At 70.1% G+C, this 22,709-nt stretch carries 18 protein-coding genes and 2 pseudogenes; 17 read left to right on the top strand and 3 right to left on the bottom strand.

Translation table 11 applies throughout. The features are described from left to right. The first annotated feature begins 42 nt into the window (after positions 1-42). The 12 genes and pseudogenes from HTV45_RS21630 to HTV45_RS21575 form a co-directional block, all read left to right on the top strand. Positions 43-1,563: a folylpolyglutamate synthase/dihydrofolate synthase family protein gene (locus tag HTV45_RS21630; protein ID WP_215207489.1), complete on the top strand. Its 1,521-nt coding sequence runs from the start codon at positions 43-45 to the stop codon at positions 1,561-1,563. Between the two features lie 5 nt (positions 1,564-1,568). Further along, positions 1,569-1,907 carry a DUF4233 domain-containing protein gene (locus HTV45_RS21625; RefSeq protein ID WP_215207488.1) on the top strand — a complete coding sequence of 113 codons (339 nt, stop codon included), beginning with the start codon at positions 1,569-1,571 and terminating at the stop codon, positions 1,905-1,907. Between the two features lie 219 nt (positions 1,908-2,126). After that, entirely contained in the window at positions 2,127-2,540 is a 414-nt protein-coding gene (ndk, locus tag HTV45_RS21620) for a nucleoside-diphosphate kinase (RefSeq protein ID WP_215207487.1), read from the top strand. A gap of 489 nt (positions 2,541-3,029) precedes the next feature. Beyond that, positions 3,030-4,049: a rod shape-determining protein gene (locus HTV45_RS21615; protein WP_215207486.1), complete on the top strand. Its 1,020-nt coding sequence runs from the start codon at positions 3,030-3,032 to the stop codon at positions 4,047-4,049. Positions 4,050-4,310: 261 nt separating this feature from the next. After that, complete coding sequence (gene mreC, locus HTV45_RS21610; RefSeq protein ID WP_215207485.1) at positions 4,311-5,252, top strand: rod shape-determining protein MreC; 942 nt, start codon at positions 4,311-4,313, stop codon at positions 5,250-5,252. A gap of 13 nt (positions 5,253-5,265) precedes the next feature. Then, complete coding sequence (mreD, locus tag HTV45_RS21605) at positions 5,266-5,934, top strand: rod shape-determining protein MreD (protein ID WP_215207484.1); 669 nt, start codon at positions 5,266-5,268, stop codon at positions 5,932-5,934. A gap of 114 nt (positions 5,935-6,048) precedes the next feature. Next, complete coding sequence (mrdA, locus tag HTV45_RS21600; protein WP_215207483.1) at positions 6,049-8,379, top strand: penicillin-binding protein 2; 2,331 nt, start codon at positions 6,049-6,051, stop codon at positions 8,377-8,379. Then, positions 8,376-9,578, top strand: a complete 1,203-nt coding sequence (rodA, locus tag HTV45_RS21595; protein WP_215207482.1) for a rod shape-determining protein RodA — start codon at positions 8,376-8,378, stop codon at positions 9,576-9,578. Before mrdA ends, rodA begins: the two co-directional genes overlap by 4 nt. 147 nt (positions 9,579-9,725) lie before the next feature. Continuing rightward, positions 9,726-11,300 carry a CYTH and CHAD domain-containing protein gene (locus tag HTV45_RS21590; protein WP_215207481.1) on the top strand — a complete coding sequence of 525 codons (1,575 nt, stop codon included), beginning with the start codon at positions 9,726-9,728 and terminating at the stop codon, positions 11,298-11,300. 64 nt (positions 11,301-11,364) lie between these two features. Continuing rightward, a complete protein-coding gene (locus HTV45_RS21585; RefSeq protein WP_215207480.1) occupies positions 11,365-13,314 on the top strand; it encodes a TIGR03960 family B12-binding radical SAM protein in 1,950 nt (649 codons plus the stop codon). A 13-nt stretch (positions 13,315-13,327) separates the two neighbouring features. Then, positions 13,328-13,516 (top strand): hypothetical protein, encoded by a 189-nt coding sequence (locus tag HTV45_RS21580; protein WP_215207479.1) that lies wholly within the window; start codon positions 13,328-13,330, stop codon positions 13,514-13,516. Between the two features lie 91 nt (positions 13,517-13,607). Then, positions 13,608-14,204, top strand: a pseudogene (locus HTV45_RS21575) (transposase family protein); the annotation flags it as partial. Between the two features lie 187 nt (positions 14,205-14,391). Here HTV45_RS21575 and HTV45_RS21570 read toward each other — a convergent pair. Continuing rightward, entirely contained in the window at positions 14,392-15,039 is a 648-nt protein-coding gene (locus tag HTV45_RS21570) for a hypothetical protein (RefSeq protein ID WP_215207478.1), read from the bottom strand. A 269-nt stretch (positions 15,040-15,308) separates the two neighbouring features. Between HTV45_RS21570 and HTV45_RS21565 the strand changes: the two are divergent. Further along, positions 15,309-15,623 (top strand): annotated as a pseudogene (locus tag HTV45_RS21565) (transposase); the annotation flags it as partial. A gap of 383 nt (positions 15,624-16,006) precedes the next feature. Here HTV45_RS21565 and HTV45_RS21560 read toward each other — a convergent pair. Continuing rightward, complete coding sequence (locus HTV45_RS21560) at positions 16,007-17,569, bottom strand: recombinase family protein (protein ID WP_215207560.1); 1,563 nt, start codon at positions 17,567-17,569, stop codon at positions 16,007-16,009. Positions 17,570-17,913: 344 nt separating this feature from the next. Further along, positions 17,914-18,729, bottom strand: a complete 816-nt coding sequence (locus HTV45_RS21555; protein ID WP_215207477.1) for a hypothetical protein — start codon at positions 18,727-18,729, stop codon at positions 17,914-17,916. Positions 18,730-18,993: 264 nt separating this feature from the next. Here HTV45_RS21555 and HTV45_RS21550 point away from each other — a divergent pair, with 264 nt between their 5' ends. The 4 genes from HTV45_RS21550 to HTV45_RS21535 form a co-directional block, all read left to right on the top strand. Further along, complete coding sequence (locus HTV45_RS21550; RefSeq protein ID WP_251692525.1) at positions 18,994-20,049, top strand: hypothetical protein; 1,056 nt, start codon at positions 18,994-18,996, stop codon at positions 20,047-20,049. 93 nt (positions 20,050-20,142) lie between these two features. Continuing rightward, complete coding sequence (locus HTV45_RS21545; protein ID WP_215207476.1) at positions 20,143-21,114, top strand: MHYT domain-containing protein; 972 nt, start codon at positions 20,143-20,145, stop codon at positions 21,112-21,114. 236 nt (positions 21,115-21,350) lie between these two features. Further along, the gene (locus tag HTV45_RS21540; RefSeq protein ID WP_215207475.1) at positions 21,351-22,172 is read left to right on the top strand and encodes a TIGR03936 family radical SAM-associated protein; all 822 of its coding nucleotides are present in this window, start codon (positions 21,351-21,353) and stop codon (positions 22,170-22,172) included. Between the two features lie 261 nt (positions 22,173-22,433). Continuing rightward, positions 22,434-22,709, top strand: a 276-nt coding sequence (locus HTV45_RS21535; RefSeq protein WP_215207563.1) for a hypothetical protein, incomplete at its 3' end; no start/stop codon positions are given.

Genomic DNA, 22,709 nt, shown 5'->3' with positions numbered 1-22,709 from the left:
GGGCCTGCCGGGCACGGGCCGGGCGGTCCGTAGACTGGCACCGTGAGCGAGCGCCCAGAACCAGCAGGTCCCGACCCGGACGACACCTTCGACGAGTTCGCGGAGCTCGTCGAGGAGGAGACCCGCCGCGACCCCGACCTCGCGGTGATCGAGGCCGGCAGCCGTACCCTGCGCACCCAGGGCGGCGTGCCCCGGGCGGAGGCACCCGCGCGCCCCGAGGACCCCGGGGTCGACAAGGCGCTGCGCGAGGTGGAGGCGGAGCTCGCCACCCGCTGGGGCGAGACCAAGCTCGAGCCCTCGGTCAGCCGTATCTCCGCGCTGATGGACGTCCTGGGCGAGCCCCAGCGCTCGTACCCGTCGATCCACATCACCGGCACCAACGGCAAGACGTCCACCGCCCGCATGATCGAGGCCCTGCTCGGTGCCTTCGAGCTGCGCACCGGCCGCTACACCTCGCCGCACGTCCAGTCGGTCACCGAGCGGATCAGCCTCGACGGGGCGCCGGTCACCGCCGAGCGGTTCATCGAGACGTACCAGGACATCAAGCCGTACGTCGAGATGGTCGACTCCCAGCAGGAGTACCGGCTGTCCTTCTTCGAGGTGCTCACCGGCATGGCGTACGCCGCCTTCGCCGACGCGCCCGTGGACGTGGCGGTCGTCGAGGTCGGCATGGGCGGCAGCTGGGACGCGACGAACGTGATCGACGGGAGTGTCGCCGTGGTGACGCCCATCGACCTCGACCACACCGACCGGCTGGGCGACACGCCCGCCGAGATCGCCGTCGAGAAGGCCGGTGTCATCAAGCGGGACGCGACGGTGATCATGGCCCAGCAGCCGGTCGACGCCGCGCAGGTGCTGCTGAAGAAGGCCGTCGAGGTGGACGCCACGGTGGCCAGGGAAGGCCTGGAGTTCGGGGTCGTCGCCCGGCAGATCGCCGTCGGCGGCCAGATGGTGACGATGCGCGGGCTGGGCGGCGAGTACCCCGAGGTGTACCTCCCGCTGCACGGCGCGCACCAGGCGCACAACGCCGCCGTGGCGCTCGCCGCGGTGGAGGCGTTCTTCGGCGTCGGTTCCCAGCACGCCCGTCCGCTCGACATCGACACCGTGCGCAAGGCGTTCGCCGCCGTCGCCTCTCCGGGCCGGCTGGAGGTGGTACGGCGCTCGCCGACCGTCGTCCTGGACGCCGCGCACAATCCGGCGGGTGCTCGGGCGGCGGCCGCGGCGATCGGAGAGGCGTTCGAGTTCACCCGGCTCATCGGTGTGGTCGGCGCGAGCGGCGACAAGAACGTCCGCGGGCTGCTGGAGGCGTTCGAGCCGGTCTTCGCCGAGGTCGTCGTCACCCAGAACGCCAGCCACCGCGCGATGGACGCCGACGAACTGGCCGCGATCGCCGTCGAGGTGTTCGGCGAGGACCGCGTCCAGGTCGAACCGCGGCTGCCGGACGCGCTGGAGGCCGCGATCACGCTGGCCGAGGAGGAGGGCGAGTTCGCGGGCGGCGGTGTGCTCGTCACCGGCTCCGTCATCACCGTCGGCGAGGCCCGACTGCTCCTGAGGAGGGGCTGAGACCCGTGCGTACGCTCTGCGCTTCGACGCTGATCGGCGAGTTCTTCATCATCGGTTTCGCCGGCCTGGTCGCCATGAAGGACCAGGATCTCTCCACCGGCACCGTGTGGACGGTGTGCGGGATCGCGATGTTCCTCTGCGTGGCTCTGTGCGGGATGATCACCCGGCCCGGCGGGGTGGCCCTCGGCTGGGCGCTGCAGATCGCCCTCGTCGCCTCCGGTGTGTTCGTCCCGATGATGTTCTTCATGGGCGCGGTCTTCGCGCTGCTGTGGTGGACGTCAGTGCACTTCGGGCGAAAAGTGGATGAAGCGAAGGCGCGGTTCGCGGCGCAGCAGCAGGCGTGACGCGGCACTGTCGGTGCCCGGGGTTCCACTGGGCCCGGCACCCGGGCCTCTCCGCCGATACGGAGGGGGTCCCGGCTCTCCCTTCCGCATCGGCGTGTTGCTGATCGCGCTCCCCGCCGCCGCTGCGGGGCTTTCGGGGCCGGTCCGGGTGCCGGCCCCGCAGTCCCACCGGGTAGCCTCGGGTCATTCGACTTCCTGGCCTGCAAGGAGCCGCACACCATGACCCAGCGCACCCTCGTCCTCCTGAAGCCGGACGCCGTCCGCCGCTCACTGGTCGGCGAGATCATCGGCCGTATCGAGCGCAAGGCCGACTGGCGGATCGTGGCGCTGGAGCTGCGCACCTTGGACCGTGCCACGCTGGAGCAGCACTACGCGGAGCACGTCGGCCGCCCGTTCTATGAGCCGCTGATGGAGTTCATGGAGTCCGGCCCGGTCGTGGCGATGATCGTCGAGGGTGAGCGGGTCATCGAGGGCGTCCGCCGGCTGGCGGGTCCCACGGACCCGATCGCCGCCGAGGCGGGGTCCATCCGGGGCGACTTCGGTGTGATCGTCCGGGAGAACCTGATCCACGCCTCCGACTCCGAGGAGTCCGCCGAGCGCGAGGTGAAGATCTTCTTCCCCGGGCGCGCCTGACGCAGTGCGGCGGCCGTGCGGCGGCCGCACGGCGGCCGTGCGGGGCGCCGCGCGGTGGTCGTGAGCGACGCCGTGCGGTGGTCGTGAGCCACGCTGTTCGGCGCTGGTGCGGGCCGTCGCCGCGACGCGCCGTGCGTGACGCCGTACAGCGGGTCGCGGGTGACGCCGTACGGCCGGACGTGCGGGAAACCCGCGCATAACGATCACGTCGCGGCCCCGTGCGGCTCATTTGCCGCCTGTCGGATGGTCTGGGGGCTTTGCCCCCGGGCCATTTCTGGCATATGCGTGGCGTTCGGGGGAACGGATGCCCCCGTTCGCCCGTCTCCACAAGCAAGGCGACGCGCCATCTGATGACAATGGCGAAGACCCTCGCACCGTGTGCGCGAAGGCGCGTCTACCATGGAGCCTTCACGTCACCGCACCCACCTCGCCAACCTGAGAAGCCCTCAAGCTCGTGGGAAGGCCAGCCGAATCCTGATGGGGAACTCAATGTCGTTCATCGGCCGTGACATGGCTGTCGACCTCGGGACCGCCAACACGCTGGTGTACGTCAGGGGTCGCGGGATCGTACTCAACGAGCCGTCCGTCGTCGCGATCAACACCAACACCGGTGGCATCCTCGCGGTCGGTGCCGAAGCGAAGAAGATGATCGGGCGCACACCCGGCAACATCGTTGCCGTACGTCCGCTGAAGGACGGCGTCATCGCCGACTTCGAGATCACCGAGCGGATGCTCCGCTACTTCATCCTGAAGATCCACAAGCGGAGGTACCTGGCCCGTCCGCGGGTCGTCGTCTGTGTGCCCTCGGGCATCACCGGCGTCGAGCGCCGCGCCGTCATCGAGGCGTCGTCCCAGGCGGGCGCCCGCCAGGTGCACATCATCGAGGAGCCCATGGCCGCCGCCATCGGCTCCGGGCTGCCGGTCCACGAGGCCACCGGCAACATGGTGGTGGACATCGGTGGCGGCACCACGGAGGTCGCGGTCATCTCCCTCGGCGGCATCGTCACCGCCCAGTCCATCCGCGTCGCGGGCGACGAACTGGACAACGCCATCATCCAGCACATCAAGAAGGAGTACTCCCTCCTGCTGGGTGAGCGCTCGGCCGAACAGATCAAGATCACGATCGGTTCGGCGTACGACCTCGACACCGACGAGCACACCGAAATCCGCGGCCGGGACCTGGTGTCCGGACTGCCCAAGACCGTCGTCATCTCCGCGGGCGAAGTACGCAAGGCGATCGAGGAGCCCGTCAACGCCATCGTGGACGCGGTCAAGACGACCCTCGACAAGTGCCCGCCGGAGCTCTCCGGCGACATCATGGACCGGGGAATCGTGCTGACCGGCGGCGGAGCGCTGCTGCGCGGCCTCGACGAGCGGCTGCGCCGGGAGACGGGCATGCCGATCCACATCGCCGAGGACCCGCTGGACAGCGTGGCGCTCGGCTCCGGCAAGTGCGTCGAGGAGTTCGAGGCGCTCCAGCAGGTGCTGGACGCCCAGCCCCGCAGATGACAACAACGCTTCGATTCCGCCGTACGGGATGTTCTCCTCTCGTACGGCGGATCGCTGGTATAGACGCATAGGCTCCCCCATAAGCCTCGAAACACCCCACGGACCGTCAGGCACCCGACCGCCGGACACCCGACCGCCGGAGACCCGAACGCCGGGCACCGTACCGCCGGCCCTCGGGAACCAGGCCGCCGGACATCCGGACCGACTGAACAACACGACATCGCACACCCGTTCTCGACGAGGAAGGCACGGCCGCCGCACGTGAGGGACACACGAGAGAGCCGGCTGCTCCTGGTGCTGCTGATCGCCACCGCGTTCGCACTGATCACGGTGGACATCCGCGGCGGGGAGGATTCACCGGTCGACGGTGCCCGGCGCGCCGCGGCGACCGTCTTCGGTCCGATCGAGAACGGCGTGTCCAGCGCGGTCGACCCGATCGGCAACGCCGTCACCGCCGTCCGCGAATCCGGCGACCGGCACGACCGGCTCGCCGAACTGGAGCAGCAGAACGCCGCGCTCAAGGCCGAACTCGGCAGCGACGACCGCACCCGCAGCCGCCTCGCCCAGCTCGACAGACTGCTGAAGATCTCCGGCAAGGGCCAGTACGGCATCAAGGGCGCCCAGGTCATCGCCATAGGAGCGGCCCAGGGCTTCTCCTGGACCATCACCATCGACGCGGGCGCGAACGACGGCATCGAGCGCGACATGACCGTCCTCAACGGCGACGGACTCGTCGGCCGCGTCACCACCGTCGGCCCGAACACCGCCACCGTGCTGCTCGCCAGCGACCCCGACTTCACCGTCGGCACCCGCATGGAGAGCTCCGACGAACTGGGCTTCGCCGCCGGCCAGGGCGACCGTCCGCTGCGGGTGGAACTGCTCAACGGCAAGGCCGAGATCAAGAAGGGCGACCGCCTCGTCACCTTCGGCTCACAGGCCGACAAGCCGTTCGTGCCCGGCGTCCCGGTCGGCGTCGTCTCCCGCGTCGACCCCTCCGGCGGCGACCTCACCCGCACCCTCTACGTCACGCCGTTCGTCAGCTTCAGCAAACTCGACGTCGTCGGCGTCGTCGTCCAGGCCCCCGAGAAGGACCCGCGCGACACGGTGCTGCCCGAGAAGCCCAAGCCGACGCCCACGCCGACCGTGACGGTGACCGTCACCCCCTCCGCCGCTGCCGACGGCCTGAACCAGCAAGAGCAGTAGGAGCTGTCACCCCATGCGCGTCAACCGGATCCTGCTCTCCAGCTCGCTGATCGTCGTGGCCATGGTGGTCCAGGTGAGTGTCCTCGCCCGCCTCCACCTCCCGGGCGCCGTCCCCGACCTGCTGCTGCTGGTGGTCCTCGGCCTCGCCCTGGTCTACGGTCACGTCGGCGGCGCCCTCGTCGGCTTCGGCGCCGGACTCCTCGCCGACCTCGTCCCGCCCGCCGACCACGCCGCCGGCCGCTACGCCCTCGTGCTGTGCGTCATCGGCTACCTCGCCGGACTCGTCAAACCCGAGAGCGGCCAGGTGAAGTCCGCCACCGGCCCGATGGTCGTGGTGGTCGCCGCCGCCGTCGGGTCCACCCTGCTCTACGCCGGCGTCGGCGCCCTCGTCGGGGACACCGCCGCCCGCCATGTCGGCCTCAGCGGCCTGCTGTTCACCGCCGCCCTGTACGACCTGCTGCTCGCACCGTTCGTCGTCCCCGGCGTCATGGTCCTGGCCCGGCGCGCCGAGAACGACCCACTCGCCGAAACCGGCTCCGCCGGGTCCGGCGACATCTCCTCCGGCTGGCTCTCCGGCGGCACCGGACTGCGCATCGGCGGCCAGCGCGGCGGACTGAAGGTCAGGGCGGCCCGCGCCCGGACCGCCCGCGCCGGCCGCATCAAGGGGGTCAAGCGCCTGTGACCTCCCACAACTTCACCGGAACGAGTGAACAACGGCGGAACGCCGACCGGCACACCAGCCGTTCATCACTCGTACACACACCCCCGCACACGCTCTGAGAAGGGAGGAAACCGCGTGACCAACATCCCCGAGACCGGCCGCAGCCCGCGGGTCCAGATCCGGCTCGTCGTCATCCAGGTCCTCGTCGTCTCCCTCCTGGGCACCCTCGGCGGGCGCCTGTGGTACCTCCAGATCCGCGAGGGCGACCAGTACGCCAAGGAGGCATCCGGCAACCACGTCCAGCAGGTCGTCCAGCCCGCCGTCCGCGGCTCCATCCTGGACGCCCGCGGTGTGGCCCTCGCGGACAACGAGACCCGGCTGGTCGTCTCCGCCTCGCGCACCGACCTCATGAAGATGAAGGACGACGGCAAAGCGGTCCTCACCAAACTCGCCGGTGTCCTCGGCATGAAGCCCCAGGATGTCGAGCAGAAGGTCCGCCTCTGCAACGCCGAGACCCCCCAGCCCTGCTGGAACGGCTCGCCGTACCAGCCCATCCCCATCACCGACGAGGCCACCCCCAAACAGGCCCTGCAGATCCGCGAACGCGCCGAGGACTTCCCCGGCATCACCGCCGAACCGCAGGCCCTGCGCCGCTACACGAGCCCCGGCAAGGCCAACACCGCCCAGGTCCTCGGCTACCTCTCGCCCGTCACCGACGAGGAGATCCAGCAGGCGCAGGACACCAGCTCGCCCTACCTGCGCTCCGACATGGTCGGCCGCTCCGGCCTGGAGCGCCAGTACGACAAGCAGTTGCGCGGCAAGGCCGGCGTCACCCGCTACGAGGTCGACAAGCTCGGCCGCGTCCTCGGCGAGGCCCAGGCCGACCCGGCCCAGCCCGGCGCCAACCTCGTCACCAGCATCGACTCCCGCGTCCAGCGCGTCGCCGAGTACGAGCTGAACGAGGCGATGAAGGAAGCCCGCAAGCAGCACGACCGCAACACCAACCGCAACTACGAGGCCGACTCCGGCGCCGTCGTCGTCATGGAGGCCAAGACCGGCCGCATCGTCGCCATGGCCTCCAACCCGAGCTACGACCCCAACGCCTGGGTCGGCGGCATCTCCGCCAAGGACTACGCCACCCTCACCGGCAAGAAGTCCAACTACCCGCTGCTCAACCGTGCCATCCAGGGCCTGTCCGCCCCCGGCTCCGTCTTCAAGGTGATCCCCACCGCCGCCGCCATACAGGCCGGATACTCCTTCGAGGGCCCCTACGAGTGCTCCAGCTCGTACTCCATCGGCGGACAGGTCTTCAAGAACTTCGAGTCGCAGAGCTTCGGAGGCATCAGCCTCGGCCGCGCCCTCGAGGTCTCCTGCGACACCGTCTTCTACCGGCTCTCCCACGAGGAGTGGAAGCGCGACGGCGGCAACAAGCCGAAGAAGAACGCCCACGACTGGTTCTACAAGACCGCCCACCAGTTCGGCCTCGGCGAAGAGACCGGCATCGACCTGCCCAACGAGGTGTCCGGCCGCGTCCCCGACCGCCAGTGGAAGAAGGACTACTGGACGGCCAACAAGGACGACTGGTGCAAGTACGGGAAGAAGGACGGCAGCTACGCCGAGATGATCGCCTACGAGAACTGCCTCGAAGGCAACCGGCTGCGCGCGGGTGACTCCGTCAACTACTCCATCGGCCAGGGCGACACCCTCGTGACGCCCCTCCAGATGGCCACCATCTACGCGGCCCTCTCCAACGGCGGCACCCTCCTCCACCCCACCGTCGGCAAGGCCGTCATCAGCCCCGACGGCAAGACGGTCACCGAGATCGAACCCAAGGCGTACGGCAAACTGCCGACCTCGAAGAAGACCCTCGCCCAGATCGACGAAGCCCTCGAGGGAGTCGCCACCCGCGGTACGGCCGCATGGCGGTTCGGGGGCTGGCCACAGGACGAGATCCCGATGCACGCCAAGACCGGCACCGCCGAGGTCCACGGCAAGCAGACCACGTCCTGGTTCACCACCTACACCGAGGACTACTCGATCGTCATGACGATCTCCCAGGGCGGCACGGGATCCGGCGCTTCCGGCCCAGCCGTGCGCAACATCTACAACGCGCTGTACGGCGTCTCCGAGGACGGCGAGATCGACAAGAAGAAGGCGCTGCTGCCCACCCCGCAGAAGACGCTCCCCAAGGTTCGCACGGACGGCACCATCAAGTCCCCGAAGGTCTCCAAGGACCCCGCCAAGGACCGCGCCACCCCCTCGCCCGACGCCGGGGCCACCACACCGCAGGACGGCGGCGACCCCGCCGACCCGCAGCAGCCCGGCACGGTCGCCTCACCGGAGAACACCAACCGCGAAACCCGCCGCCGCGAGCGACGACGGGCCGGCGGACCCGGCGGCGGTGCCCCCCGGAGCACCCGCCACCGGCACGCCGGCCGCACGGGAACACGGAGGACGGCGTCATGACCGGGGGCGTCAACAGCTTCCAGGTCTCCGGATACGGACCCGAGCGGGCCGGCTGGACCCGGGTGTTCGCCCGCGACTCCCTCGCCCGCCGCCTCGACTGGCCGATACTGCTCTCGGCGATCGCCCTGTCCCTGCTGGGCTCCCTGCTGGTCTACTCGGCCACCCGCAACCGCACCGAGCTCAACCAGGGCGACCCCTACTACTTCCTGGTCCGGCACTGGCTCAACACCGGCATCGGCATCGCCCTGATGATCGGCGCCGTCCTGCTGGGCCACCGAGCCCTGCGCACCGCCGTCCCCCTGCTCTACGGAGCCTCCGTCTTCCTGATCCTGCTGGTGCTCACCCCCCTGGGCTCCACGATCAACGGCGCCCACTCCTGGATCAAGCTCCCCGGCGGCTTCTCCCTCCAGCCCTCCGAGTTCGTGAAGATCACGATCATCCTGGGCATGGCGATGCTGCTCGCCGCCAGAGTCGACGCCGGCGACAAGCCCTACCCCGACCACCGCACCGTCCTGCAGGCCCTCGGTCTGGCCGTCGTCCCCATGGTGATCGTGATGCTCATGCCCGACCTCGGGTCGGTCATGGTCATGGTCATCATCGTGCTCGGCGTACTGCTCGCCTCCGGCGCCTCCAACCGGTGGGTCTTCGGCCTGCTCGGCGCCGGTGCCGCCGGTGCCGTCACCGTCTGGCAGCTCGGCATCCTCGACGACTACCAGATCAACCGCTTCGCCGCCTTCGCCAACCCCGAACTCGACCCCGCCGGCGTTGGCTACAACACCAACCAGGCCCGCATCGCCATCGGCTCGGGCGGACTGACCGGTTCCGGCCTCTTCCACGGCTCCCAGACCACCGGCCAGTTCGTCCCCGAACAGCAGACCGACTTCGTCTTCACCGTCGCCGGTGAGGAACTCGGCTTCGTCGGCGGCGCCCTGATCATCGGCCTGCTCGGCGTCATCCTCTGGCGCGCCTGCCGCATCGCCCGCGACACCACCGACCTGTACGGCACCGTCGTCGCCGCCGGCATCGTCGCCTGGTTCGCCTTCCAGACCTTCGAGAACATCGGCATGACCCTCGGCATCATGCCGGTCACCGGCCTGCCCCTGCCGTTCGTCTCCTACGGCGGATCCTCCATGTTCGCCGTATGGCTGGCCATAGGGCTCCTGCAGTCGATCAGATTGCAACGGCCCATGTCCGCCTAGCGGACGGCCCCCACGGCCGGTGACCTCACGCGGTCACCGGCCCCCGCGACCCGGCCCCCGCGACCCGGCCCCCGCACACCGGCCCGCACCTCACCGGTGCGGAGCGGCCCACTGCCGCTCCGCACGCACGGCGACTAGATTCGACGCATGGCGGACACCAAGCGCGAGATCGAGCGGAAGTACGAGTCCGACACCGGCGGACTGCCCGACCTGACCCGCGTCCCCGGAGTCGCGTCCGTCGCCCACCAGGGCATCAGCCACCTCGACGCCACCTACCACGACACCACCGACGAACGCCTCGCCGCCTCCGCCATCACCCTGCGCCGCCGCACCGGCGGCTCCGACGCCGGCTGGCACCTGAAATTCCCCGTGGCCCCCGGAGTGCGCGACGAGATCCGCGCCCCGCTCTCCGACACCCTCCCGGCCGAACTCGCCGCCCTCGTCCGCTCCCGCGTCCGCGACCGCCCCCTGCTGCCCGTCGTCCGGCTGCGCTCCGACCGCGACGTACACCACCTCGTCGACACCGACGGCCGGCTGCTCGCCGAGATCAGCGTCGACACCGTCCACGCCGAACGCCTCACCGGCGACGGCGGCACCGCCCGGTGGACCGAGATCGAGGTCGAACTCGCCGACGACGGCGACCCCGCCTTCCTCGACAAGGTCGAAAAACGCCTCCGCAAGGCCGGCGTACGCCCCTCGGAGTCGACCTCCAAACTGGCCAGGGCACTCGCCGAGACGGCACCCGGCGACCCCGGCACGACACCGGCGACGGCCCCCCTCCCCGCCACGGCACCCGAAGCGGCCCCACAGCGCAAACGCCGCTCACGCCCGCTCGGCGACCCCGTCACCTCCGGGGACCACGTCCTCGCCTACGTCCGCGCCCAGCACGACGCCCTCGTCGAACTCGACCCCGCCGTGCGCCAGGACCTCCCCGACTCCGTCCACAGCATGCGCGTCGCCACCCGCCGCCTGCGCAGCACCTTCCGCACCTTCGGCAAGGTCCTCGACCGCGAGATCACCGACCCCCTCGCCACCGACCTCAAGTGGCTGGCCGGCGAGCTCGGCCTGGACCGCGACCAGGAGGTCCTCGCCGAACGCCTCGGATCGGCCCTCGCCGGCCTGCCCGACACCCTCGTCCACGGCCCCGTCCGGGACCGCCTCACCGCATGGTCGAAGGCCCGCCACGCCGGCGCCCACGGCCACCTCACCGGCATCCTCGACTCCCGCCGCCACCTCACCCTCCTCGACACCCTCGACGCCCTGCTCGCCGACCCGCCCCTGCGCAAGAAGGCCGGCACCGCCCCGGAGAAGGCCCTCACCAAAGCCGTACGCAAGGACCTGGACAAACTGACCGCCCTCGTCACCCACGCCCTCGAACTGCCACCCGGCACCGACCGCGACATCGCCCTGCACGAGGCCCGCAAGAAGACCAAGCGCACCCGCTACGCCGCCGAGGCCGCCGCCCCCGCACTCGGCACACCGGCCAAGGACCTGGTCAAGGCCATGAAGTCACTCCAGGGCCTGCTCGGCGACCACCAGGACAGCGTCATGGCCCGCCAGACCCTGCGCGAACTCGCCGCCGTCGCCCACGCGGCCGGGGAGAACACCTTCACCTACGGCGTCCTCCACGCCCGCGAGGAACGCCGCGCGGAGATCGCCGAGAACGCCCTCCCCGAAGCCTGGGCGTCGGTCGTCAGGGACCTCCGGCCCTGGACGGCGTAGGGAGTACCCCTCCGGCCGCGTTACGCTGAACAGTCACCCCACTCAGCACACAAAGGTTCGCGAGATGCCTGCCGAAGTCGCCGAGTCTGTGTTCCCGCAGCTCGAAGCTCTGCTCCCGCATGTGCAGAAGCCGATCCAGTACGTCGGCGGAGAGCTCAACTCCACGGTCAAACCGTGGGACAGCTGCGACGTCCGCTGGGCGCTCATGTACCCCGACGCCTACGAGGTCGGACTGCCCAACCAGGGCGTCATGATCCTCTACGAGGTCCTCAACGAACAGAACGGCGTCCTCGCCGAGCGCACCTACAGCGTCTGGCCGGACCTGGAGGCGCTCATGCGGGAGCACCAGGTCCCGCAGTTCACCGTCGACAGCCACCGCCCGGTGAAGAACTTCGACGTGTTCGGCCTGAGCTTCTCCACCGAGCTCGGCTACACCAACATGCTCACCGCCCTGGACCTCGCCGGCATCCCCCTGGAGGCCAGGGACCGCACGCTCGACGACCCGATCGTGATGGCCGGCGGCCACGCCGCCTTCAACCCCGAGCCGATCGCCGACTTCATCGACTGCGCCGTCATCGGCGACGGCGAGCAGGCCGTCCTGGAGGTCACGCGGATCATCCGCGCCTGGAAGGAGGAGGGCCGCCCCGGCGGCCGCGAGGAACTCCTTTTCCGCCTGGCGCGGACCGGCGGGGTCTACGTCCCCGGCTTCTACGACGTCGAGTACCTCCCCGACGGCCGCATCGCCCGTGTCGTGCCGAACAGGTCCGGGGTGCCCTGGCGCGTGTCCAAGCACACCGTCATGGACCTCGACGAGTGGCCCTACCCCAAGCAGCCCCTCGTCCCGCTCGCCGAGACGGTCCACGAGCGCATGTCCGTGGAGATCTTCCGCGGCTGCACCCGGGGCTGCCGCTTCTGCCAGGCCGGCATGATCACCCGCCCGGTGCGCGAGCGCTCGATCACCGGCATCGGCGAGATGGTCGACAAGGGCCTGAAGGCCACCGGGTTCGAGGAGGTCGGCCTGCTCTCCCTCTCCTCCGCCGACCACTCGGAGATCGGCGACGTCGCCAAGGGTCTGGCCGACCGCTACGAGGAAGACAAGATCGGTCTCTCCCTCCCCTCCACCCGCGTCGACGCCTTCAACATCGACCTGGCCAACGAGCTGACCCGCAACGGCCGCCGCTCCGGCCTCACCTTCGCCCCCGAGGGCGGCTCGGAGCGCATCCGCAAGGTCATCAACAAGATGGTCTCCGAGGACGACCTGATCAGGACCGTCGCGACGGCCTACGGCAACGGCTGGCGTCAGGTGAAGCTGTACTTCATGTGCGGTCTGCCCACCGAGACCGACGACGACGTCCTCCAGATCGCCGACATGGCCACCCGCGTCATCGCCAAGGGCCGCGAGGTCTCCGGCTCCAACGACATCCGGTGCACGGTCTCCATCGGCGGCTTCGTCCCCAAGCCGCACACCCCCTTCCAGTGGTCCCCGCAGCTCTCCGCCGAGGAGACCGACGAGCGCCTCGGCAAGCTCCGCGACAAGATCCGCGCCGACAAGAAGTACGGCCGCTCCATCGGCTTCCGGTACCACGACGGCAAGCCCGGCATCGTCGAAGGGCTGCTCTCCCGGGGTGACCGCCGTACCGGCGCGATCATCCGCGCGGTCTACGAGGACGGCGGCCGGTTCGACGGCTGGCGCGAGCACTTCTCGTACGACCGCTGGATGAACTGCGCCGACAAGGCACTGGCCCCCTTCGGCGTCGACGTCGACTGGTACACCACCCGCGAGCGCACCTACGAGGAGGTCCTTCCCTGGGACCACCTCGACTCCGGTCTCGACAAGGAGTGGCTCTGGGAGGACTGGCAGGACGCCCTCGACGAGACGGAGGTCGAGGACTGCCGCTGGACCCCGTGCTTCGACTGCGGTGTGTGTCCTCAGTTCGACACATGGCCGCAACTGAGCGAGAGCGGCAAGAAGTTGCTGCCGCTGACGGTCAAGAAGTCGCCTTCGACCAGCTGAAACGGACGCTGACGTGAGTGACGACCCGCTGCGGCGTCTTGCCGGCGCTGTGGCGGAGGTCACAGAAGAAGAGGCGGCGGCGCTGCTGAGTGCGCTCGGTATGCAGCGCGAGCGGGAGCGGCCGGCGCAAGTGCTCTCGACGACGCCACTGCCGGAGCCTGCGAGCTCCCCCAGCGTTCACTCCGAGGTGGAGTGGGTGTGAGCCCCCGTGAGGGCGCTGAGGCGCCTTCTGAGCCCTCGCTGGTCTCTGAGCTTCATCCAGAGGCCTTGCGTGGTGGTAGCTAGACGTCAGACTGGCGAAGATCGCCGCCGGGTTCGGGATCAGCGAGTCCACCGCCCACGCCTACACCCGCGCGGTCGTCGACCTGCTCGCCGAACGAGCACCAGGTCTGCTCAAGTCGCTGCGCGAGCACGATCCCGACTTCGTCCTGCTCGACGGCACCCTCGCCGAGTGTGACCGGGTCGGCGACGGCCGGGCCGACTACTCCCACAAGCACCGGCGCCACGGCGTGAACGTGCAGGTCGTCACCGACTCAGGCGGCCGGCTGCTGTGGATCTCGCCCGCCCTGCCAGGCCGTACACACGACCTGACCGCCGCCCGTACCCACCGGATCATCCGGATCTGCGAGCGCGAGGGTGTTCCCATCCTGGCCGATCTCGCTTACCAAGGCGCCGGGCCGTGGCTGACGACCGGCATCAAACGCAAGCCACTCCAGGAACTCACCCCCACCGAGAAGACCCTCAACCGGGCACTGGCCGCAGCACGAGCACCCGTGGAACGCGGTGTCGCGAGCCTGAAGTCCTGGCGGATCTTCCGCAGGTCCCGGTGCAGCCCCAACCGCATGACGTCAATCGCCAAGGCCGTCCTCACGCGGGAGAGGCAACTCTGAAAGAGGTCGAGGATCCGGTAGGTGAACGGTCCGCACACCGGCCGGCGGGTGGCTGGATCGACTCGGGCCACCATAGAGCTCACACTGCCGGACGGACAGACTGTGCGGGCCCCTCGACGTCATGCCCCTGGAGGGCCCCGCGGGGAGTCGGGGTCCGGCGGCCTCCGGCCCTGCCGTGCCCGCGGCTCTACGGCCGGGCGTCGGGCTCCGGAGGTACGGCGGCCTCCGCCACCGAGCTGGCCCAGCCCACCATGGCGCGGTCCTCAAGGCCGTCGTGATCGGGCTTCAGGGCGTGGGCACAGTCGTGCCCGTCGTGCTGGATCGACACACCGGTCCATGGAAATGCCGGCCACCAGGGCGATTCGTCACCCATCTCGCCCGACACGGACCAGAACGTGACGAGTTCCCGCCTGCTCTCGGTCAGCCACTCGAAGGCGCCGAGGCGGGCGAGAGGGCGGCGGCTCTCGGCGATCCGGGTGCCGTCGCAGGTTCTCAGCGCCCGCCCGCTCGGCTGCGGCCAGTCGTCCACCTCGACGCGGTCGGCCCGCGCGACGGCGATGTCCGCCGTGAAGCGCAGCAGATCGAAGCGGTCGAGAGGTGCCTGGGCGCGGAGACTCGTGTGAATCCTCTCGTCGGGGCCGATCCAGGCGTAGTCCTCGCCGACCGGGCCGACCTGGATCGTCTCCGGGGCGCCGTAGTCGGCGAACGGGTTGACCCGGGCGGCAGCGCCGTAGTTCCCGCCGGTGATCCTCCCGTAGTCCAGCTCCTCAGGAGCGACGGGCGACCGGCCGACCGTGACACGGGTTCCACTGACCTCGTAGAGGGAGGTGAGCATTCTGACGGACGTCTTCCCCTTGTTCTCGACCGATACTGAGAGGCTGAACTCGATGTGGTCGCCGGTCCTCTCGACGTCCTCGATGGCGTTCTCGACCGCGACGACGGGCGGGGCGTTGGACGGTTGGTAGTAGGAGGCGTACCAGAACTGGGGGAGGGCGAGTGCCGCCGCAAGGAGAGTCCCGAGCGCGCCGATTCCGCCCGCGAGCAGGGTCGCCCGGGCGGGCCTCTCTGGAGCGGTTCGTGGAGTTCACCGACGCCTGGGGCGGGAAGTATCCGGCGATCGTCCGGCTCTGGGAGGCTGCCTGGGCGGAGTTCGTGCCCTTCCTCCAGTTCGACGTGGAGATCCGCAAGATCGTCTGCACCACCAACGCGATCGAGAGCATCAACGCACGGATCCGCAAGGCCGTGAGGGCCCGGGGACACTTCCCCACCGACCAGGCCGCGCTCAAGTGCGTCTACTTGGCGGTCATGAGCCTGGACCCGACCGGCACCGGGCGCAAACGCTGGACCATGCGCTGGAAGGCCGCGCTCCAAGCCTTCGACATCACCTTCGACGGCCGGCTCACCGCCGGACGCCGCTGAAGAAATCCGACCGAGTTCCACCGTTTGCTACACAGACCCCCATGCCGACAGTCCGGAAGCGATCACGGATGCGCAGTGGCGCTACGTCGGCTCCGGTCACACGCCTGGCGCCGCTCTGATCGCGGCCGGAGTCGCCGAAGACCTCGCGGAGTGCCGGCGACTCAGTGCTGATGCCAGGCAAGAGGGAGGCGGGCCCCGGTGACTCCGCTACCCGCGCCCGAACCCTCGAATGACAGAGCTGCGAGCCTGATCGAGAGCGAGATTGTGATCGTGGATGAGGACGGCACAGAGGAACCGTTCGACGCCGCCGCATGGTTCGAGTGAGGCGTGAAGCCGCCTTCCCTGCGTCACGGGAAGGCGGATCCGTTCTGTGCGGTGTGCAATCAGAAGGCTTGCGCGAAGTCGTCTTCGCGGATCACAAGCCGTTCGCGCACGTCCTTCGGGATCAGCAAGCGAAGGTGCACCTTCGGGGCCCGGACCCCCGGCACCTTCGTGCGGGTGACCTCGCAGCGGATCCCGACGCGGTACAGGTCTGCGGACATGGCTTCCATGCCGCCTTCCTGCCAGTGCTCACGGAACGTCTTGCCGCCGTGGACGTTGACCCATCGGTCCTTCGCCGTCTCGGGATCGATCGCTTCGAGCTCCCCGATGAGCTTGTCCAGTGTCGTCTCTGCCTGATCCTTCGTGAACCGCGTCTTCGTGTACCGGCCTCCGGGTTCGAGTTCCTTCATGTAGAGCGCGATGGACTCCTGAAGGCGCTTGATCTCCCGCCGCGCTTCGGCGCCCTCCGCGTACTGACGAACCTGTACGGGGAAGTCTCCGAGGACTTTCAGCACGTCCTCCACCAGACGCTCGTAGACCCGCTCGGGGTTGGGCGCTCCGTGCCCGCCGCTCTTGCAGTTGCGGCACCGCAGGTAGGGGTAGGTCCCGAAACCGTTTCTCGTGACCTGCACGGTCATGTTCGTCTTGCAGCCAGCGCACAGGAGCACGCCGAGGAACTGCGTAGCTCCACCGGGACGCCGTGGCGGCTGCTTCTTCATCCGCTGGTCGAGAGCTGCGCCGAGGGTCTCGAACTCCTCCTCGGTGAAGATGGGGGGAGCGACCCTGATCGGCTTGCCGTCCTTGCCGAGGAGCAGCTTCGAACGCCGCTGTCCGCCGTTCTTGTCCTCCTCCACCCGGTAACCGAGGACGGCCGGATTACGGAGACGGCGAAGGAGCGTCACCACGGTGAGTCCTTGGCTCATGAGACCGGCCCGCTTCACGCAGCGCACCATGAAACGGGCGGATCGCCCGCGAACTGCCATGCGGCGGGCCCAGTGCAGTGCCTTGTATGCCTCGGGATCGATGACGAGAACGACCCTCCCCGTGCTGTCCTCGTCCGTGACGTAGCCGTACGCCGGCTTCCCGATGAGCCATTCCTCCTGGGACTTCGCGTAGTCCCACAGGCTCGTGACACGGGTGGAGGTGTTGGCCGCCTCGATCTCGGCGATACCACCGATGATCGTCACCATGATCTTTCCGGCGGTCGTGGTGAGATCAAGACTGTCGTTCTTCGAGACCAGGTTCTTCCCGCGCTTCAGGCTCCACTCGATCATCGTCGAGAGGTCGGAGAGACGACGTACGAAGCGATCGAGCTTCCAGAACAGGATCTCGTCGAACTCGGGGGAGCGGTTGTTCAACCAGTCTCCGAGTTCCTTCCGCTTCCACGGCGGAACCTTCGTCGCCGACACGTTCAGATCCGAAGCGACACCGATGACTCGGCAGCCTCGCTCCCTGGCCAGGATGCGGAGATCGAGCTCCTGGCGTACCGGCGACGTCGTGTCGTCCGTCAGTACGGATAAGCGGATCGACAGAAGCGCCCTGGGCGCGTCTTTGGGAAGCAGCGCCTCAGCCTGCTTCAGCTCCTCCAGGAGCGCGAGATCGGCTTTGGTCCCCTCGGCTTCCACGTTGTAGGCCGCTCGGTCTGCCGCGAGCCGCCGCTGTCCTCGTTTCCTCATGCTGAGCAGCGTAGACATGGTTTTGGTCGTATTTCCATGTGTCCTCAGCTGGACACGAGTATTCAGATCGGGCCCACGGGCAAGAAGCTGCTGCCGCTGACGGTCAGGAACACGGCTCCGGCGCCGAGCGGTCACGCGCACTGAGGTGAGTGCGGCGCTCGCGTGGCGCGCAGGCAGGAGAAGAAGCGGGCCCCCCCCCCCGCGGGGGGGGGGCCGGACGGTCCCGGGTCAGACGTGTCCCNCGCGGACGCAACTGTGCATCGGCCGGACGGTCTCGACGTGCTCCTCGCTGTTCACCCACGCGAGGAACGGCGGGGCGGGCGGGTGAGGGTGATCTGGCGGACCAGTTGCTGGAAGCACGCCAGGGCCGCGACGCCCGGAAGGGCCGCCGCCGCCGTGTCGGTGATGGTGCGGGGGGCCTGGGCCACGCAGAGGAGGACCGCGACGGAGGAGAAGAGCAGGACGACGAACCAGGAGTGCAGGGCGCGTCGCTGGTGCAGTGCCGCGCGGAGGATGGAGAAGGAACCCGCCAGCCAGGGGCCGTAGACCAGGATGGGCCACCAGGCCGACGAGCTGCCGCTGCTGTGGGCCGTGGTGACCAGGAGCAGGGGTTCGTAGGTGACCACGCCGCTGAAGACGCTCACCATGGACACCGTGACCGCGGCCATGGCGGCGATGACATAGCTGGCGACGCGCAGTGCGTCGGGGCGTTTGCGCGGGGGCTTGCGGTGGCCGCGCGGGGCGGCGCGCAGCGGCGGCAGCTCGGCCGTGATCTCCTGCAGGTTGCCCATGGGGGTGCCGGCGGGGGGCGCGGTGACCGAGGCCTCCTCGCGCGGTGGCGGCACGGTGGCGCCGTACTCCTCGCCGCGGGCCTCCTGGAGCAGGTAGGCCAGTTCCTCGGCCGGGTCCCAGGGCGGGACGGCCGGTTCCATGGTCGGGTCCCAGGCGGGGGTGACCGGTTCCCTGACGGGGTTCCAGAGTGGGGCGGCGGCGGGTTCTACGGGCTCCGCGTAGACCGCTCCGGCGCGGTGGCGCCCCGTGCCCGCCTCGCTGTATTGGTCCGGGATGTCGGCGCTGTACCAGAGGGGGTCATAGCGTTCATCATTCATGTCAGGTTTTATTCATCGGGCCGGTGGGGGCAGTCGGCAGCGGTGCTGCGTCGGGTGTTGGGAGCGGCCCTGACCTGCTTGCCTTCATACAGCGAATAACGTCGGCCGAATCACTTGGATGCGCGGCGAATGAGTGAACGGCCAGGGGGGAAATTGCTTTATATAAGCGTCGGAATTCCGTTTTTTCTATTGGTGTTCAGCATATGAGGGGTGCTGTCGGCGGTGTCCGGGAGCCGTGCGGGCCGCGCCGGCGTCTGTGTCGGTATGGATCTCGGGAAGTCGTCGGTGCCCGTGCGGGGTGAGGGGTGCCTCGTCGTGGCGATCCGCATCCCGGTGCGGATCGTGGTGCTTGTGCTGGTCGTGCCGGTGCGGATGGTCTGGGACGCGCTGGTCGTCTGCGGGCGGTTCGTCGGGGACACGGTGTTGCGGCCTCTGGGGCGGGGCTTGCTGTGGGTGGGGCGGGCGGTGTTCGTGTGGCCGTTCGTGGGGCTGTGGCGGTATGTGCTCGTGCCCTCGGGGCGGGGGGCGGCGTGGCTCGGGAACGTGCTGGTGGTCCTCCCGTCCATGGCGGTGCACCGTTATGTGCTGACTCCGCTCGGACGTGCGGCGGTTCGGGTGTACGCGCATGTGCTGACACCGGTCGGGCGGGCGTTCGCCGCCGTGGGGGCCGGGGTGTGGGCGGGGCTGGTGTGGCTCGGGCGGCATGGCGTGGTGGTGCCCTCGGCGTGGGTGTACCGGTGGATCCTGACGCCGCTCGGGCACGCGGCGGGGTGGTGCGGAGCGGGGCTCGCGTGGTGCGGGAGGGGGCTCCTGTGGACGCTGACGGTGATCGTCACCGGGATCGGTGCGGCGTTGTACTGGACGGCCCGGATCCTGCTGGTACTGCCCGCGCTCGCGGTCTGGCGCCGGGCCGGGCGGGTGCTGGCGGTGGTCGCCCGGGAGGTCGGTGCCGCCCTCGGGCATGCCTGGCGGGTCGCGGGTCGCGTCTCGCTCGCGGTGGGGCGGTTCCTCGCGGCGTTCTGGCGGTGGACCTTCGTGGAGCCCGTGCGGTGGGTGTACCGGAGTGTGCTGACTCCGGTGGGACATCTGGTGCGCGACGCCGTGCTGCGGCCGGCCGCGGAGGCGGGCCGCCGTGTGGGACGCGTCACACGGCAGGCCCTCGGCCCGGTCCGTGTGACCGTTCGTCAGGCCCGTGCGGATGTCCGGCGGGTTCTCTTCGGTGTGCCCAAGGGGTCTGTGTCCTCCGGGAGTCGAGGCGTGGCGCCGGAGCGCGGGGTGCGGAACCTGAGTGAGGGTCAGGATTTCCTGACCAAGGGCTGAACGTCGCCTTTGGGGCACTGTGGCTTGTTCTCACATGACCTTCACAGGTAAATGTCTGCTTCACGCAACCTGCACGGAAGAGGCACGCTGAACATGCAAGGCACAGTGGACGGGTTCAGCTACGGGCTGGTCACACCTCTCGCGGCCTATCTGGTCGCCTGCCTGGGCGGCGCCCTCGGCCTGCGCTGCACCACCAGGTCGCTGCGTACGGACGGCAACTCGTGGAAGCCGGGCTGGCTCGCCCTCGGGGCGGCGTCCATCGGCTGCGGCATCTGGACGATGCACTTCATCGCGATGCTGGGCTTCTCCGTCGACGAGGTCTCCATCCGGTACGACATCCCGCTCACGCTGCTCAGCCTTGCCGTCGCGATCGTCGTCGTGGGCATCGGCGTCTTCATCGTCGGCTACCTCGGCGTCGGCAGGGTGGCGCTGCTCACCGCGGGCACCGTCACCGGCCTCGGTGTCGCGGGCATGCACTACCTCGGCATGGCGAGCATGCGGATGAGCGGCGCGTTCGAGTACCAGCCGGCGCTGGTCGCCCTGTCGGTGGTCATCGCCGTGGTGGCCGCCACCTCGGCGCTGTGGGCGGCGGTGTCCGTCCGCGGGTTCCTGCCGAGCCTCGGGGCCAGCATGATCATGGGCATCGCGGTCACGGGTATGCACTACACCGGCATGTCGGCCATGACCGTCCACCTCCACGGGGAGGGCGGCGGCAGCGGCGCGCACATGATGTCGGTCGTGCTGCCGATGCTGCTCGGCCCGCTCGTCTTCCTGCTGTTCGCCACGGCGGTGGTCATGTTCGACCCGCTGCTCATATCGGGCGACGACGGCCGGCCGCTGCGGCCCTCCGGGGTGCGGGCGACCGGGCGGGCCGGTGCGGCCGAGGCCGTCGCCGGGCCCCCCGCCGCCCCGGCACCCGCGCCGAACGGTCCGGTGCCGCCGACCGCGTACGCCGGGGACTTCCCTGCCGCGCAGGCGGGCCCGTGGGCCCAGGGAGCGGGCGACGTTCCACGGGCCGCCCCCCGGGACGCGGGCCGGGACGGGGACCGTCCCTCCGGCTGGTGACCTCCGCCCCGGACGCCATGGGCACCGGGGCGGCAGGAACGCCCGTCCGGGCGGGAACCGGCGGCCCGGTCCGCACGTACTCTGAAGGGGACCACGGTCCCGTGGCCGGCCCGGGCCGGCCGGATCGTCGTCGTACGGCCGTACGCTGGAAGGGAGGCGCGCCCCGCGCCTCCCTGCAACGAGGAGAGAATCCACTGGGCAAGCGACAGCCCGAAGGCCCGCCGCCCGCACCCGCGGTGCAGCGCATCCGACTGCGCTACACCAAGCGCGGCCGCCTCCGGTTCACCAGCCACCGTGATTTCCAGCGCGCCTTCGAGCGCGCGCTGCGCCGCGCCGAGGTGCCGATGGCGTACTCGGCGGGGTTCACGCCGCATCCGAAGGTGTCGTACGCCAATGCCGCACCCACCGGCACGGGCAGTGAGGCGGAGTACCTGGAGATCGCGCTCACCCAGCCGCGCGACCCCGAGCGGCTGAGAGCCCTCCTCGACACGTCGATGCCCACAGGGCTCGACATCGTGGAGGCGGTCGAGGCCCGCACATCGGGCCTGGCCGACCGGCTCACGGCCTCCGTGTGGGAGTTGCGGCTGGACGGGGTCACCCCCGAGGACGCCCGCCGCGCGGCGGACGTCTTCAACGCGGCCCAGGCCGTGGAGGTCCAGCGCCGCACCAAGAACGGCATCCGTACCTTCGACGCCCGCTCCGCGGTCGTGAGTCTGGAGACCCCGGACACACCCGCGCCGCGGCCCGACGCGGGCGCCGGAGCGGCCGGAGCGGCTCACGACGAGCTCCGTGCTGGGCCGACCGGCCGGCCCTGTGCGATACTGCGCCTGGTTGTTCGGCACGTGACGCCTGCCGTACGACCCGACGACGTCCTGTCCGGTCTCAGCGCCGTGGCCGACCTGGCGCCGCCGGTCCCCGCAGCGGTGACCAGGCTGGCGCAGGGGCTGTTCGATGAAGAGACCGGCACGGTGACCGACCCGCTCGCGCCCGACCGCGAGGCAGCAGCGACCGAGCCCCATGCGGCCGGTGCCACTGCCGCCGCGACGGCGCCGGCGTAAGGAAGGTCCCGCGTAGGGACGGATGTCGTAAGCGCCGCCCTCGAACTCGGGAGCCACCTGGGTCGGGCAGCGCACCGACCAGAAGACTTTCGCCAGGCCGTGCGCATTCGGCGTACGGAACCGGTGAGACAGGACACAGAGAGCTTCCGAGCGGCGCCCGCGCCCCGGACGGCGGCAACCGCGCACCGCGCGAGCCGCGGACGTCACCGGCATCGCCGGACCAGGTGCGGCGCCCGGGAGCCTGACGGGAGAAACGCCCGCATGCTCGAACCGATCGAGCCCACAGAGGGCTCCGAACCGAACACCCCCAGCGACACCCTGCCGCCGAGGCGGCGCCGTGCCGCGTCCCGCCCGGCGGGTCCGCCCGCCGCCGAGGCCGACGCGGTGGCCGAGACCGTCGCGCCGGCCATACCGGCCGCGGGATCCGCCGCCGCTTCCGAGCCCGCAGGGCCCGTGGACGAGCCGGCCGGCACCGAGGCGAGCACCGAGGCCGTCGCGCCCCGGCGGCGTCGCGCGGTCCGCCGTGCGGCCGCGCCC

This window comes from Streptomyces sp. CHD11 (assembly GCF_018638295.1).
Taxonomy (GTDB): Bacteria; Actinomycetota; Actinomycetes; order Streptomycetales; family Streptomycetaceae; genus Streptomyces.
Note: the sequence above shows the minus strand (reverse complement) of the source record. Positions and strands in the feature narration are given on the sequence as shown.